Origin of the sequence: Streptomyces sp. 2P-4 (genome assembly GCF_030167965.1) — a bacterium.
In the GTDB taxonomy this organism is placed as follows: Bacteria; Actinomycetota; Actinomycetes; order Streptomycetales; family Streptomycetaceae; genus Streptomyces; species Streptomyces globosus_A.
On sequence record NZ_CP095011.1, the window covers coordinates 2,087,593 to 2,100,351 of the forward strand.

A 12,759-nucleotide genomic window follows, 5' to 3' on the forward strand; every position below is an offset into this window, starting at 1 on the left:
CTCGCACTCTCTCGGCCTCGGGGCGGTTCCTGAGACGGACGGGACGACTGTAAGGCCACGGCGGCGGCGCCGGACAGCGAACGGCGGCGCCTTCGCCCGGTCAGCGTTCGGCGAGCCGGGCGGTGAGCGCCGCGTGCACGTGCGGAGGCAGCAGGTGCGAGACGTCGCCGCCCCAGGCCGCGACCTCCTTGACCAGGGAGGAGGACAGGAAGCTGTACGTCGGGTTGGTCGGCACGAACAGCGTTTCGACGCCGCTGAGCCCGATGTTCATCTGGGCCATCTGGAGCTCGTAGTCGAAGTCGCTGACGGCGCGCAGGCCCTTGACGATCGCCGGGATGTCGCGCTGCTTGCAGAAGTCGACGAGGAGCCCGTGGAAGGACTCGACCTCGATGTTGCCGTACTCGGCGGTCGCCTCGCGGATCATCTCGATCCGCTCGTCGATGGTGAACAGCCCCTTCTTGGACTGGTTGATCATCACGGCGACGTGGACGACGTCGTAGAGCCGGGAGGCCCGGCCGATGATGTCCAGGTGCCCGTTGGTGACGGGGTCGAAGGACCCCGGACAGACGGCGCGGCGCAACTTGGTCCCCTTGTTCTCCGGTGCGGGCATCATGACTCTTCGCTGGTGGAGGCGGCGCGGCCGTACCAGAGGGTGCCTTCGCCGTACTTGCGGGAGCGCAGCGGCTCGAACCCCTCCGGCCACGGGAACGCTCCGCTCCTGGTGCCGCGCTCCACGGTGACGAGCGCGCCGTCCGCGATCCAGCCGTTGGCGCGGAGTGTGAGGAGGATCTCGCAGAGATCGCCGTGGGTGACGGCGTACGGCGGGTCGAGGAAGACGACGTCGTACGGCTCCCCCGCGGCGGGCACGGCCACGACCTGCTCGGCGCGGCCGGCCCGGAACTCGGCGCCGGGCAGGCCGAGCGTGCGGATGTTGTCGCGGACGGCCTTGGCGGCCTTGGCGTCGGTCTCGACGAGCAGGGCGTGTTCCGCTCCGCGCGAGAGGGCCTCCAGGCCGACGGCGCCGGATCCGGCGTAGAGGTCGAGGACGCGGGCGCCCTCGACGCCGTGCAGCGACTCCCAGGTGGAGAACAGGCCTTCGCGCATCCGGTCCGAGGTCGGCCGGGTGCCCGTGCCGGGGGGCACGGCCAGCCGTCGCCCGCCGGCGCTGCCGGCGATCACGCGGGTCATCTGGGGTCCTTCGGTACGGCGGTCAGGGGTGGGCGGCGGGTCCGCGGCCGGATGCCGCTGGCCCTGCGGCGGCTGCCGGGCACCGGCCGCCGCGGGGTCCACGATAGGTCCAGGGGGCCGGACGGTGCCGCCCGGCCCGCCCCCCGGCCGGTGCTCAGCCCTTCTCCAGGTACTGCTCGCGCTCCTCGTCCAGCAGGGCGTCGAGGGCCGTGCGCAGCGCGGGCAGGTGCTCCAGCTCCGGGTCGGCGGCCACGGTCCGGGCCGCCTCCTCGCGGGCCTGGGCGATGATCTCCTCGTCCTCGATGACGGCGAGCATGCGCAGGGACGAGCGGACACCGGACTGGGCCTGGCCGAGCACGTCGCCCTCGCGGCGCTGCTCCAGGTCGATCCGGGACAGCTCGAACCCGTCGAGGGTCGCGGCCACTGCGGCCAGCCGGGCACGGGCCGGGCTTGCCTCGGGCATCTCGCTGACCAGCAGGCACAGGCCCGGGGCCGATCCGCGGCCCACGCGGCCGCGCAGCTGGTGGAGCTGGGAGACGCCGAAGCGGTCCGCGTCCATGATGACCATGACGGTGGAGTTCGGGACGTTCACGCCGACCTCGATGACGGTGGTCGCGACCAGCACCTGGACCTCGCCGGCGGCGAAGCGCCGCATGGCGTCGTCCTTGTCGGCCGGGTCCATCCGGCCGTGCAGCACCTCCACCGCGAGCCCGGCCAGCGGCCCGGTGCGCAGCTTCTCCGCGGTCTCCAGGACGGCGAGCGGGGGCCGCTTCTCGGCCTCGTCCTCGGGGGACCCCGCCGCCTTGGCGGCCTTCTTGTCGTCCTCTTCGTCGCCGATGCGGGGGCACACCACGTACGCCTGGTGGCCCTTCTCCACCTCCTCGCGGACCCGCTCCCAGGCGCGGGTGAGGAAGTGCGGCTTGTCCTTCGCGGGCACCACGTGGGTGGCGATCGGGGAGCGCCCGGCGGGCAGCTGGTCGAGGACGGAGGTCTCCAGGTCGCCGAAGACCGTCATCGCGACGGTGCGCGGGATCGGCGTGGCGGTCATCACCAGCAGGTGCGGCGGCTGCCTGCCCTTGGAGCGCAGGGCATCGCGCTGCTCGACCCCGAAGCGGTGCTGCTCGTCCACGACGACCAGGCCGAGGTCGTGGAACTGCACCTTGTCCTCGATCAGCGCGTGGGTGCCGATGACGATGCCGGCCTCGCCGGTGACGAGGTCGAGCAGGGCCTGCCGGCGGGCGGGCGCGCCCATGGAGCCGGTGAGCAGGACGACCTTGGTGCCGAGGTCGGAGCCGCCCAGCATGCCGCCCTCGGCGAGTTCGCCCATCATCTCGGTGATCGAGCGGTGGTGCTGCTGCGCGAGGACCTCGGTGGGCGCGAGCATCGCGGCCTGTCCGCCGGCGTCCACCACGGCGAGCATCGCGCGCAGTGCCACCAGGGTCTTGCCCGAGCCGACTTCGCCCTGGAGGAGGCGGTGCATGGGGTGCTCGGTGGCCAGGTCGTCGAAGATCTCCCGGGAGACGGCCTGCTGGCCCTCGGTGAGGGTGAACGGCAGCCGGGCGTCGAAGGCGTCGAGCAGGCCGCCGGGCGCGGGGCGGCGCGGGACGGCGGGCAGCTGGGAGTCGGCGTGCCTGCGGCGGGCCAGAGCCACCTGGAGGACGAAGGCCTCGTCCCATTTGAGGCGGTCGCGGGCCTGCGCGACGTCGGCCTTGGTGCGCGGGCGGTGGACCTTGAGGAGCGCCTCGGGGAGGGTGAGCAGCCCGCGGCCCTCGCGCAGCGCGGGCGGCAGCGGGTCCGCGGCCTCCTGCGCGCTCGGCAGTACCGCGTCCACGGCCTTGGCGATCTTCCAGCTCTCCAGCTTGGCACAGGCCGGGTAGATCGGGATGAGCTGGTTGGCGAACGCGTCGACCGCCGAGGCCCCGGCGTCGGCGCCCAGCAGTTCGTAGGCGGGGTGCGAGAGCTGGAGGCGCTGGTTGAACCTGCCGACCTTGCCGGCGAACATCGCCCGGCTGCCCGGCAGCAGGTCCTTGTGCGGCTTGTGCACGCCGGAGCCGAAGAAGACCAGCTGGAGGCGGCCGTACCCGTCCGTGATGGTCACCTCCAGGCGTCTGCCCCGCCCTCCGTTGAAGGTGTGCACGCGGGCGTCGGCGACCTGCGCGACCACCGTCACGTGCTCGTCGAGCTGGTCGCCCAGGTCGGCGAGCGACGTCAGCTCGCCGCGCTCGGCGTACCGCCTCGGATAGTGGTGGAGCAGGTCGAGGGCCGTGTGCAGGCCGAGCTGTTCGGCCAGCACCTTGGCGGTGGCGGGGCCGAGCGTCTTCTTGAGGTCTTCGTCGAGCGCGGGCACCCGTTCATTGCACACCATCGCGCCGACACCGCGGCTATTCGACCCCGATCAGCAGCGGGGCGGAGTGCCGGCCTCCCTGGTAGGTGACGGTGTCGACCGCGAGGTGCCCGTGCTGGACGTACGCCTCCAGCCGCTCGGCGAGGGCGTCGGGGGCGTCCGGGCCGAGGACGAGGGTGACGAGTTCGCCGCCGGAGCCCAGCATGCGGGCGAGGACGGCCTCCGCGGTCTCGGCGAGTCCGGAGCCGATGACGGCGACGTCCCCGTCGATGAGGCCGAGCACGTCCCCGGCCTGGCAGATGCCGGCGGAGGTGAAGGACTGCCGTTCGGCGACGGCGAGTTCGGCGTAGCGGGTGGCTCCGGCCGCGGAGGTCATGGCGACCACGTCCTCGTCGAAGCTGCCCTCGGGGTCGTGGACGGCGAGCGCCGCAAGGCCCTGGACGGCGGACCGGGTGGGGATCACCGCGACGCGCACGCCGTCGGCGCGGGCCCGCTCGGCGGCGGCGTGCGCGGCGGCGCGCTGGTCGGGACCGCCGGGCAGCAGCACGACCTCGCGGGCGTGCGCGCGCCGGATGGCGGCGGCGAGCCCCTCGGCGTCGGGGGCGGCCCCGGGCGGGGCGAGGACGGTGGTCGCGCCGGCCTCCCCGCACAGGGCGGCCAGGCCCTCGCCGGGGACGACCGCGACGACGGCGCGCTGGGCGCGCTCGGCGGGGGTGCGGCGGCGGCGCTCGTCGCCGAAGTGGGTGATGCGGATCCGGTAGGGGCGTCCGGCCTCGACGCCGGCCTCGACGGCGGCTCCGGGGTCGTCGACGTGGACGTGGACGTTCCACAGGCCGTCGCCGCCGACCACGACGAGGGAGTCGCCGAGGCCGTCGAGCCGCTCGCGCAGCCGCGCCACGGCGGGTTCGCCGGCGTCCAGCAGGTACAGCACCTCGTACGCCGGCCCGCCGGGCTCCTCCGCGGCGCCGCACGGCGCGGGCTGCTGCACGGCGCCGCCGTCGGCCGGCCGGCCGACGGCCTCGGGCTCGGGCTCCTGCCCGGACAGTGCCTGCCACAGCGCGCCGAGGACGGCGACGAGCCCGCAGCCGCCGGCGTCGACGACGCCCGCGCGGCCCAGCTCGGCCAGCTGCCGCGGGGTGTCCGCGAGGGCCGAGCGGGCCCCGTCGTAGGCGGCGCGGGCCACGTCCGCGGCGGTCCCGGCTGCGGCCCCGGAGGCCTCGGCGGCCCGCGCCGCGGCCGCGGCGACGGTGAGCATGGTGCCCTCCACCGGGTGCGCGACGGCCTGGTACGCCTCCTGCGCGGCCCGGGTCAGCGCGTGCGCCAGCAGGCGGCCGGGGCCGCGGTCGGCGGGGGTGTCGCCGAGGCCGTCGGCCACGCCGCGCAGCAGCTGGGCGAGGATGGTGCCGGAGTTGCCGCGGGCGCCTATGAGCGCGCCGTGGGCCCAGGCCTGGACGGCCGGTACGAGGCCGGCGGCGCCGGCGGCGCCCAGGGCGCGGTCGGCGGACTCGGCGGTGAGGTAGAGGTTGGTGCCGGTGTCGGCGTCCGCGACGGGGTAGACGTTGATCGCGTCGATGGCGTCGCGGGACCGGCCCAGTGCGGCCACGGCCAGCGAGCTCCAGGTGCGCACCGCTTCGGCGTCGAACTCGGCGAAGGGCTGCAGCTGCTGCTCGTGCGGCACCGGGCGTTCCTCCTTGTGCGGGCCAGGGTTCACCGCAGGGTAACGGGGCGGTGCCGGGACGTCCCGACCGCGGGGCGGGCCGGACGGCGGCCATGGTAGTTTTTTGGGACGGGAGCAGTCGTTGTATGCTGCTCCGGTTGCCCGACGACCGTCGGGCCTCCCCCGGCAAACCACTTCAGATCTCTGATCCGGTGCGCCGGATTTCACTGTAAGTGCATCTGAAGTCTTTGGAGTGACCTGTGGCTGCCAACTGCGACGTTTGCGGCAAGGGGCCGGGCTTCGGCAACAACATCTCGCACTCGCACCGCCGTACGTCCCGTCGCTGGAACCCGAACATCCAGCGCGTGCGTGCCGTGGTCAGTGGGACGCCGAAGCGCCTCAACGCCTGCACCTCGTGCATCAAGGCCGGCAAGGTCTCGCGCTGACGCTCCCACGTCGTAGCGCAGCCCTTCCCGGTTGCCAAGAAGGCCGGTCCACCTCGTGGACCGGCCTTTTGCCTTGCCCCGGAGCGGTCGGGGCCCCGCGGACGGGAGCCCGCCCCGCCGGCTGAGGAGGCGGCCCCGCGGCCGCGGGACGTGACGGATCAGCGGTGCCACTGCCAGGCGTGGCCGACGGGGCCGATGCCGCCGCCGAGCGCGAAGCCGGCGGCGATGGCGCCGGTCACGTACTCCTTGGCCTCCATGACGGCCTGCGGGACGTCCTGCCCCTTGGCGAGTCCGGCGGCGACGGCGCTGGCGAGGGTGCAGCCGGTGCCGTGCGTGTGCCGGTTGTCGTGCCGGGGCGCCCGCAGCCACAGCGCGGTCTCGCCGTCGGTGAGCAGGTCGGCGGCCTCGCCGCCGTGGGCGGCGAGGTGGCCGCCCTTGATCAGCGCCCACTCGGGGCCGAGCGCGAGGACCGCGTCGGCGGCCCGCCGCATGCCGTCCTCGTCCTCCACGACGACGCCGGTGAGCTGCGCCACCTCGTCCAGGTTGGGTGTGGCCACCGCGGCCCGCGGGAGCAGCTCGCGGCGTACGGCGTCCAGGGCCGACGCGGCGAGCAGCGGGTCGCCGTGCTTGGAGACGCCGACGGGGTCCACGACGGCCGGCGCGCCGGTGTCGGCGAGCAGCGCGGCCACCGTCTCGACGAGTACCGCGGAGGCGAGCATGCCGGTCTTCACGGCCTGGACCCCGATGTCGTCCGCGACGGCCCGGTACTGGGCGGTGACGGCTTCCGGGGGCAGCTCCCAGACGCCGCGCACGCCGAGGGAATTCTGCGCGGTGACCGCGGTGACCACGCTCATCCCGTGCACGCCGAGGGCGAGCATGGTCTTGAGGTCGGCCTGGATGCCGGCGCCGCCGCCGGAGTCCGATCCGGCCACGGTCAGGCACAGCGGCGGCGCGTCGCTCATCTCGGGGTCTCCTCGGTGGACGGGTCGGAGCCGAAGTGGTCCCATCCGCCCGTGTGGGTCCAGGGCGCGCCGTCCACGGTCACCTGGGGCAGCGCGGACCGGTTCAGCACCTCGCCGATGACCTTCCAGCGGGCGGGCAGCTTCACGTCGGGCGGGAAGGTCGCCACGATGGCGTGATCCTCTCCCCCGGTGAGCACCCACTGCAAGGGGTCGACGCCGACGGCCTGGCCGATGTCGTGCATCTGCGTGGGGATGTCCACGGCCGCCGAGCGCAGGTCGATCCGCACGGCGCTGGCCTCCGCGATGTGCCCGAGGTCGGCGATCAGGCCGTCGCTGACGTCGGTCATGGCGGTGGCGCCGAGCCCGGCGGCCGCGGGGCCCGCGTGGTACGGCGGCTCGGGGCGGCGGTGCGCCTCGACGAACGCCCGCGGGGAGCGGAAGCCGCGCGAGAGGACCGCGAAGCCGGCCGCGGACCAGCCGAGCCAGCCGGTGACGGCCACGACATCGCCGGGCTGGGCGCCGGAGCGCAGCACGGGCTCGTGGTTGCGCAGGTCGCCGAGGGCGGTGATGGAGACGGTGATCGTCTCGCCGCGGACGACGTCTCCGCCGACCACGGCGGCCCCGGCGACCTGGCACTCGTCGCGCAGGCCGTCCATCAGCTCGGTGGGCCAGGTGACCGGCAGTTCGGCCGGGACGACGAGGCCGAGCAGCAGCGCCGTGGGCACCGCGCCCATGGCGGCGATGTCGGCGAGGTTCTGCGCGGCCGCCTTGCGGCCGACGTCGTAGGCGGTGGACCAGTCCCGCCGGAAGTGCCGGCCCTCCAGCAGGATGTCCGTGCTCGCCACGACCCTGCGGTCGGGGGCGGACACCACGGCCGCGTCGTCGCCGGGTCCGAGCCGGACCGCGGGGGTGGTGGTGAGCCGTGAGGTGAGCTCCCGAATGAGCCCGAACTCCCCCAGCTCGCCCACAGTGCCCTTCATCGCTGTGCCCCTTCTTGCCCAGTCCGCTTGCGGTCGCGATCCGTCACAGCTCTGGGTACCGTCAACTGATACGTCAACTTCTGCTCTCCGTACGCCCCGCTGTGCGTGGCGCCGTCCACCCGGGTCTCCCCGCGGCGCGCGGCGACGCGGTACCGTGGCGTCTCTTCTTCCCCGGGCCCGCCCGCTGTCCATGGGCCCACCCTGAGGTTAGGGCCTGTCCGGCGGATCAGGGTCGCCGCGGCTCCGGCCGTGATCCGCCGGGCAGGCCCTGGGGGAATCGATCCTCGTGGCCGCCCTGGAGGTTCCGTGGTACAGGCGTACATCCTCATCCAGACCGAGGTGGGCAAGGCGTCGTTCGTCGCCGAGTCCATCGGCAAGATCCCGGGGGTGATCCAGGCGGAGGACGTGACCGGCCCGTACGACGTGATCGTCCGCGCCCAGGCCGACACCGTGGACGACCTCGGCCGCATGGTCGTGGCCAAGGTCCAGCAGGTGGAGGGCATCACCCGCACCCTGACCTGCCCGGTGGTCCATCTGTAGCCCCCGTCTACTCTTGGCCGGTGATGTCCGTACACCGCCGGCCCTTCCGTGTGACCGCCCTGCCCGCCGTGGCCGCGGCGGCCGCCCTGGCGGGCTGCTCCCCCGGCGGCGGGGCCCGTGTGGACCCGCCGCCCGCTCCGCCCGCCGACGTCGCGGGCCACTGTGCGGCGCTGCACGAGAGGCTCCCGGAGACGGTGGCCGGCCTGGCGCGGACCCCGACCGAGCCGGAGTCCGAGCTGACCGCCGCGTGGGGCGGCTCGGCGATCGTACTGCGGTGCGGCGTCCCCAAGCCCGCGAAGATGCTCGATCCGAAGCAGGAGGGCATCCACGTGAACGGGGTGGCCTGGCTGCTGGAGAAGCGGGACGACGGGTCGTTCCGGTTCACCACCGGGATGCGGCTGGCGTACACGGAGGTCATGGTCGACGCCGAGCACGCCGCCGACGCGGGGATGCTGGTCGGGCTGTCCGCCGCGGTGGCGGCCGCCGTCCCCGAGGGGATCGCCTCCTGACCCGCGCCCCGCGCGCACACCGACCGCCCGCCGGGATCCCCGGCGGGCGGTCTGCGTCGTAGGGCCGCGGCCCGGGGCGCCGGCTAGCGCAGCCCCGTGGGCCGGCGCAGCGCCGCCTGGATCAGGCGGTCCACCAGCTCCGGGTACGGGACGCCCGACTCCTGCCACATCCGCGGGTACATGGAGATCGGCGTGAAGCCCGGCATGGTGTTGATCTCGTTGATGACGAACGTGCCGTCCTCGGTGAGGAAGAAGTCGGCGCGCACCAGGCCCTCGCAGGACGCGGCCTCGAAGGCCTCGACCGCGAGCCGCTGCACCTCGGCGGTCTGCTCCGGGGTGAGCGGGGCCGGCACGATGCCCGCCGCCGAGTCGATGTACTTGGCCTCGAAGTCGTAGAAGTCGTGGCTGGAGACCGGCGGGATCTCGGCGGGCGCGCTCGCGCGGGGGCCGTCCTCGAACTCCAGGACCCCGCACTCGATCTCGCGGCCGCGCAGCAGCGCCTCGACGATGACCTTCGGGTCGTGGCGCTGCGCCTCGCGGATCGCCGCGTCGAGGCCGGAGACGTCGTCGACCTTGGTGATGCCGATGGAGGAGCCGGCCCGGGCGGGCTTCACGAACAGCGGCCAGCCGTGCTCGGCGGCGAAGTCCAGGATGCGGCCCTTCGCCGCGTCCGGGTCGGCCTGCCACTCGCGGGGGCGGACGGTCAGGTACGGGCCGACGGCCAGGCCGAAGGAGGTGAAGACCCGCTTCATGTACTCCTTGTCCTGGCCGACGGCGGAGGCGAGGACGCCGGAGCCGACGTAGGGGACGCCGGAGAGCTCCAGCAGGCCCTGCAGGGTGCCGTCCTCGCCGTACGGGCCGTGCAGCATCGGGAAGACGACGTCGACCTCGCCCAGGGCCTTGGGGACGGCGCCCGGCTCCGTGTAGACGACCTCGCGGCTGGCCGGGTCGACGGAGAGCACGACGCCGCCCTCGTCCGATTCGGCGAGTTCGGCGACGCTCGGCAGCCGGCGGTCGGCGATGGCCATCCGCTCGGGCTCGTCGGCGGTCAGCGCCCACCGCCCGTCCGAGGTGATGCCGATGGGCAGCACCTCGTACTTGGAGCGGTCGATGGCGCGCAGCACGGCACCCGCGGTGACGACCGAGATGGCGTGTTCCGAGCTGCGGCCGCCGAACACGACCGCCACGCGGGGCTTGCGGCCCTGCTGCTCAGGGGACTGGGGGAGGTTCTCGCTGCTCATATCGCCACGAGGGTACCCGCTCGGGCGTCCGGAAAGGAGTCAGCGCCGTTCCGGTTTGGCGCTGCGCGCCATCAGCTCCTTCAGCGCGACGAGCGGCGGCTTGCCGTGGTGGACGATCTCGACGACCGTCTCGGTGATCGGCATGTCGACGCCGTGGCGGCGGGCCAGATCGGCCACCGACTCGCAGGACTTGACGCCCTCGGCGGTCTGCTTGGTGACCGCGATGGTCTCCTCCAGGGTCATGCCCCGGCCGAGGTTGGTGCCGAAGGTGTGGTTCCGGGAGAGCGGCGAGGAGCAGGTGGCGACCAGGTCGCCGAGGCCGGCGAGGCCGGAGAAGGTGAGCGGGTCGGCGCCCATGGCGAGGCCGAGGCGGGTCGCCTCCGCGAGGCCGCGGGTGATCAGGGAGCCCTTGGTGTTGTCGCCGAGGCCCATGCCGTCGGCGATGCCGACGGCCAGGCCGATGACGTTCTTCACCGCTCCGCCGAGCTCGCAGCCGATGACGTCGGTGCTGGTGTAGGGGCGGAAGTAGGGGGTGTGGCAGGCCGCCTGGAGGCGCTGGGCGACGGCCTCGTCGGAGCAGGCGACGACGGCGGCGGCGGGCTGCCGGGCGACGATCTCGCGGGCCAGGTTGGGGCCGGTGACGACGGCGACGCGGGCCGGCGGGACCTTGGCGACCTCCTCGATGACCTCGCTCATCCGCTTGGCGGTGCCCAGTTCGATGCCCTTCATCAGGGAGACGAGGACGGCGTCGGGCGGGAGCAGCGGGGCCCACTCGGCGAGGTTGCCGCGCAGGGTCTGCGAGGGGATGGCGAGGACGGCGAAGTCGGCGCCGCGCGCGGCCTCGGCCGCGTCGGTGGTGGCGCGGATGCCCGCGGGGAGCTCGACGCCGGGGAAGTAGTCCGGGTTGGTCCGGGTGGTGTTGACGGCGTCGGCGAGCTCCTGGCGGCGGCCCCACAGGACCACCTCGCAGCCGGCGTCGGCGAGCACCATGGCGAAGGCGGTTCCCCAGGAGCCGGTGCCGAAGACGGCGGCCTTCACGGGAGCGGTCACTTGTGGTCCTGTTCCGCGGCCTTGCGCCGCTGTTCCGCCCTGGCCTTGCGGTGGTCGTAGGGCTGGTCGGGCGCCTTCTCTCCGCGCAGTTCCTCCAGCTGCCGGGTGATGGCGGCCATGATGGCCTCGGTGGCCTCCTTGAGGACCTCCGGCGTGGGCTCCCGGTCGTAGTACGCGGAGAGGTCCACGGGCGGCCCGGCGAGGACCTGGAGGGTCTTGCGGGGGAAGAGGCGGACCTTGTTCTCCTTGGCGTACGGCGGCATGACCAGGTTGGCGCCCCACTGGGCCACCGGGATGACGGGCGCCCTGGTCATGAGGGCGACGCGGGCGGCGCCGGTCTTGCCGGCCATCGGCCACATGTCGGGGTCGCGGGTGAGGGTGCCCTCGGGGTAGAAGGCGACGCACTCGCCGCGCTCGATCGCCTCGACGGCGGCCCGGAAGGCGTCCAGGGCGTTGGTGGTCTCCCGGTAGACCGGGATCTGGCCGGAGCCGCGCAGGATGGCGCCGACGAAGGGGACCCTGAAGAGGGCGGCCTTGGCGAGGAGGCGGGGCACGCGGCCGCTGTTGTACTGGAAGTGCGCGTAGGACAGCGGGTCCAGGTACGAGTTGTGGTTGACGGCGGTGATGAACCCGCCGTCCGCCGGAATGTGTTCCATTCCCCGCCAGTCCCGCTTGAAGAACACGACCAGCGGCGGTTTTGCGATGACCGCGGCCAGGCGGTACCAGAAGCCGATTCTGCGGCGGGACACTCGGACACCTTCCTCTACGACCGGTGCGCGGCTGGGGCACCTCTGCGGGCCGGACAAGTGTGGCGCCCGGCCCGGTCTCTGTCGAGAACACCGTACGCCCCGCTCAGGCGGGCCGGGCCCCGGGCCGGGGCTCGGGCGACAATGGGCCCCTGCCCGGCGGGCGGACCGCGCCCGGCCGCGGTGCGCGCCCGCGCCGCCGCCCTCGGAGGGAAGGAGTCCGCCACGGACGCCGTCTGGAGCCTGGTGATCCCGCTCAAGCCCCTCGCGGTGGCCAAGAGCCGCCTCGCGGCGGCCGTGGGCGCTGCCCGGCCGGGGCTGGCGCTGGCGTTCGCGCAGGACACGGTGGCCGGGGCGCTGGCCTGCCCGGCTGTGCGTGACGTGGTGGTGGTGACGGACGACGCGAGGGCCGGCGGGGAACTGGCCCGGCTCGGAGCGCGCATCGTGGCGGACGTGCCGGGCGGGGGCCTCAATGCGGCGCTGGCGCACGGCGCGCGCCGGATCCGGGCGGGTCGGCCGCGGGCGGCGGTGGCCGCGATGAACGCGGACCTGCCCGCGCTGCGCCCGGGGGAATTGCTACGCGTGCTCGAAACCGCATCCGTATTTCCCCGGGCATTTCTCGCGGATGCCGCGGGATTCGGTACGACGCTGCTTTCGGCGGGTCCGGAGTCGGAATTGGCACCCGCGTTCGGCGGCCCGTCGCGGGCGCGGCATTCCGCGTCGGGGGCGGTGGAAATCCCGCTGTCCGGGGTGGACAGCGTCCGGCGGGACGTGGACACCGGGGCGGACCTGCGGGCGGCGCTCACGCTGGGGGTGGGGCTGCACACGGCCGGATACAGTGCCCGTATGCAGGCGACCGCGTACACGTACGATCCCACGACCCGCAGCGGCAGTGTGCTGCTGGACGACGGCACGCCGGTGCCGTTCGACGCCCCCGCCTTCGACGCGGGCGGCCTGCGGCTGCTGCGGCCGGGGCAGCGGGTGCGGATCGAGACCGAGGGGCGCGGGGCGTCGCTGAGGATCACCCTGGTCACCCTGCAGACCTTCTAGGCGGGCCGTCCGGGCAGGCGGGCACCGGCGCTCGCCGCACCTGCTC

Annotated in this window: 12 protein-coding genes and 1 pseudogene; 4 read left to right on the forward strand and 9 right to left on the reverse strand. The window is 74.1% G+C overall.

Annotated features, from left to right (window positions below; translation table 11 throughout):
* Positions 1 to 100: 100 nt before the first annotated feature.
* The 4 genes from coaD to MUK52_RS08680 all read right to left on the reverse strand — a co-directional run bounded on the left by coaD (position 101) and on the right by MUK52_RS08680 (position 5,210).
* Positions 101 to 580 carry a pantetheine-phosphate adenylyltransferase gene (gene coaD / locus MUK52_RS08665; RefSeq protein WP_216827123.1) on the reverse strand — a complete coding sequence of 160 codons (480 nt, stop codon included), beginning with the start codon at positions 578 to 580 and terminating at the stop codon, positions 101 to 103.
* 29 nt (positions 581 to 609) lie between these two features.
* Positions 610 to 1,188 carry a 16S rRNA (guanine(966)-N(2))-methyltransferase RsmD gene (rsmD, locus tag MUK52_RS08670; RefSeq protein ID WP_114054353.1) on the reverse strand — a complete coding sequence of 193 codons (579 nt, stop codon included), beginning with the start codon at positions 1,186 to 1,188 and terminating at the stop codon, positions 610 to 612.
* Between the two features lie 154 nt (positions 1,189 to 1,342).
* Complete coding sequence (gene recG, locus MUK52_RS08675) at positions 1,343 to 3,553, reverse strand: ATP-dependent DNA helicase RecG (protein ID WP_114054352.1); 2,211 nt, start codon at positions 3,551 to 3,553, stop codon at positions 1,343 to 1,345.
* A gap of 16 nt (positions 3,554 to 3,569) precedes the next feature.
* Complete coding sequence (locus MUK52_RS08680) at positions 3,570 to 5,210, reverse strand: DAK2 domain-containing protein (protein WP_284575449.1); 1,641 nt, start codon at positions 5,208 to 5,210, stop codon at positions 3,570 to 3,572.
* A gap of 239 nt (positions 5,211 to 5,449) precedes the next feature.
* On the opposite strand from MUK52_RS08680, the gene rpmB reads away from it, so the two are divergent.
* A complete protein-coding gene (gene rpmB / locus MUK52_RS08685; protein ID WP_064070327.1) occupies positions 5,450 to 5,635 on the forward strand; it encodes a 50S ribosomal protein L28 in 186 nt (61 codons plus the stop codon).
* Between the two features lie 158 nt (positions 5,636 to 5,793).
* Here rpmB and thiD read toward each other — a convergent pair whose 3' ends face one another.
* Positions 5,794 to 6,597, reverse strand: coding sequence for a bifunctional hydroxymethylpyrimidine kinase/phosphomethylpyrimidine kinase (gene thiD / locus MUK52_RS08690; protein WP_114054350.1), 804 nt, complete (start codon positions 6,595 to 6,597; stop codon positions 5,794 to 5,796).
* Positions 6,594 to 7,577 (reverse strand): thiamine-phosphate kinase, encoded by a 984-nt coding sequence (locus MUK52_RS08695; RefSeq protein WP_114054349.1) that lies wholly within the window; start codon positions 7,575 to 7,577, stop codon positions 6,594 to 6,596. Before MUK52_RS08695 ends, thiD begins: the two co-directional genes overlap by 4 nt.
* Before the next feature lie 306 nt (positions 7,578 to 7,883).
* Between MUK52_RS08695 and MUK52_RS08700 the strand changes: the two genes are divergently transcribed.
* Positions 7,884 to 8,117 carry an Lrp/AsnC family transcriptional regulator gene (locus tag MUK52_RS08700; protein WP_136213327.1) on the forward strand — a complete coding sequence of 78 codons (234 nt, stop codon included), beginning with the start codon at positions 7,884 to 7,886 and terminating at the stop codon, positions 8,115 to 8,117.
* Positions 8,118 to 8,140: 23 nt separating this feature from the next.
* Positions 8,141 to 8,626, forward strand: coding sequence for a DUF3515 domain-containing protein (locus MUK52_RS08705; RefSeq protein ID WP_114054347.1), 486 nt, complete (start codon positions 8,141 to 8,143; stop codon positions 8,624 to 8,626).
* Between the two features lie 83 nt (positions 8,627 to 8,709).
* On the opposite strand, the gene MUK52_RS08710 is transcribed toward MUK52_RS08705, so the two are convergent.
* The 3 genes from MUK52_RS08710 to MUK52_RS08720 are packed head-to-tail and all read right to left on the reverse strand — an operon-like array spanning position 8,710 to position 11,666.
* The gene (locus tag MUK52_RS08710; protein WP_114054346.1) at positions 8,710 to 9,867 is read right to left on the reverse strand and encodes a D-alanine--D-alanine ligase family protein; all 1,158 of its coding nucleotides are present in this window, start codon (positions 9,865 to 9,867) and stop codon (positions 8,710 to 8,712) included.
* Positions 9,868 to 9,906: 39 nt separating this feature from the next.
* Positions 9,907 to 10,917 (reverse strand): NAD(P)H-dependent glycerol-3-phosphate dehydrogenase, encoded by a 1,011-nt coding sequence (locus tag MUK52_RS08715; protein WP_114054345.1) that lies wholly within the window; start codon positions 10,915 to 10,917, stop codon positions 9,907 to 9,909.
* Positions 10,914 to 11,666, reverse strand: a complete 753-nt coding sequence (locus tag MUK52_RS08720) for a lysophospholipid acyltransferase family protein (RefSeq protein WP_114054344.1) — start codon at positions 11,664 to 11,666, stop codon at positions 10,914 to 10,916. Before MUK52_RS08720 ends, MUK52_RS08715 begins: the two co-directional genes overlap by 4 nt.
* Before the next feature lie 141 nt (positions 11,667 to 11,807).
* Here MUK52_RS08720 and cofC point away from each other — a divergent pair.
* Positions 11,808 to 12,512: pseudogene (gene cofC, locus MUK52_RS08725) on the forward strand (2-phospho-L-lactate guanylyltransferase); the annotation flags it as partial.
* Between the last annotated feature and the right edge of the window lie 247 nt (positions 12,513 to 12,759).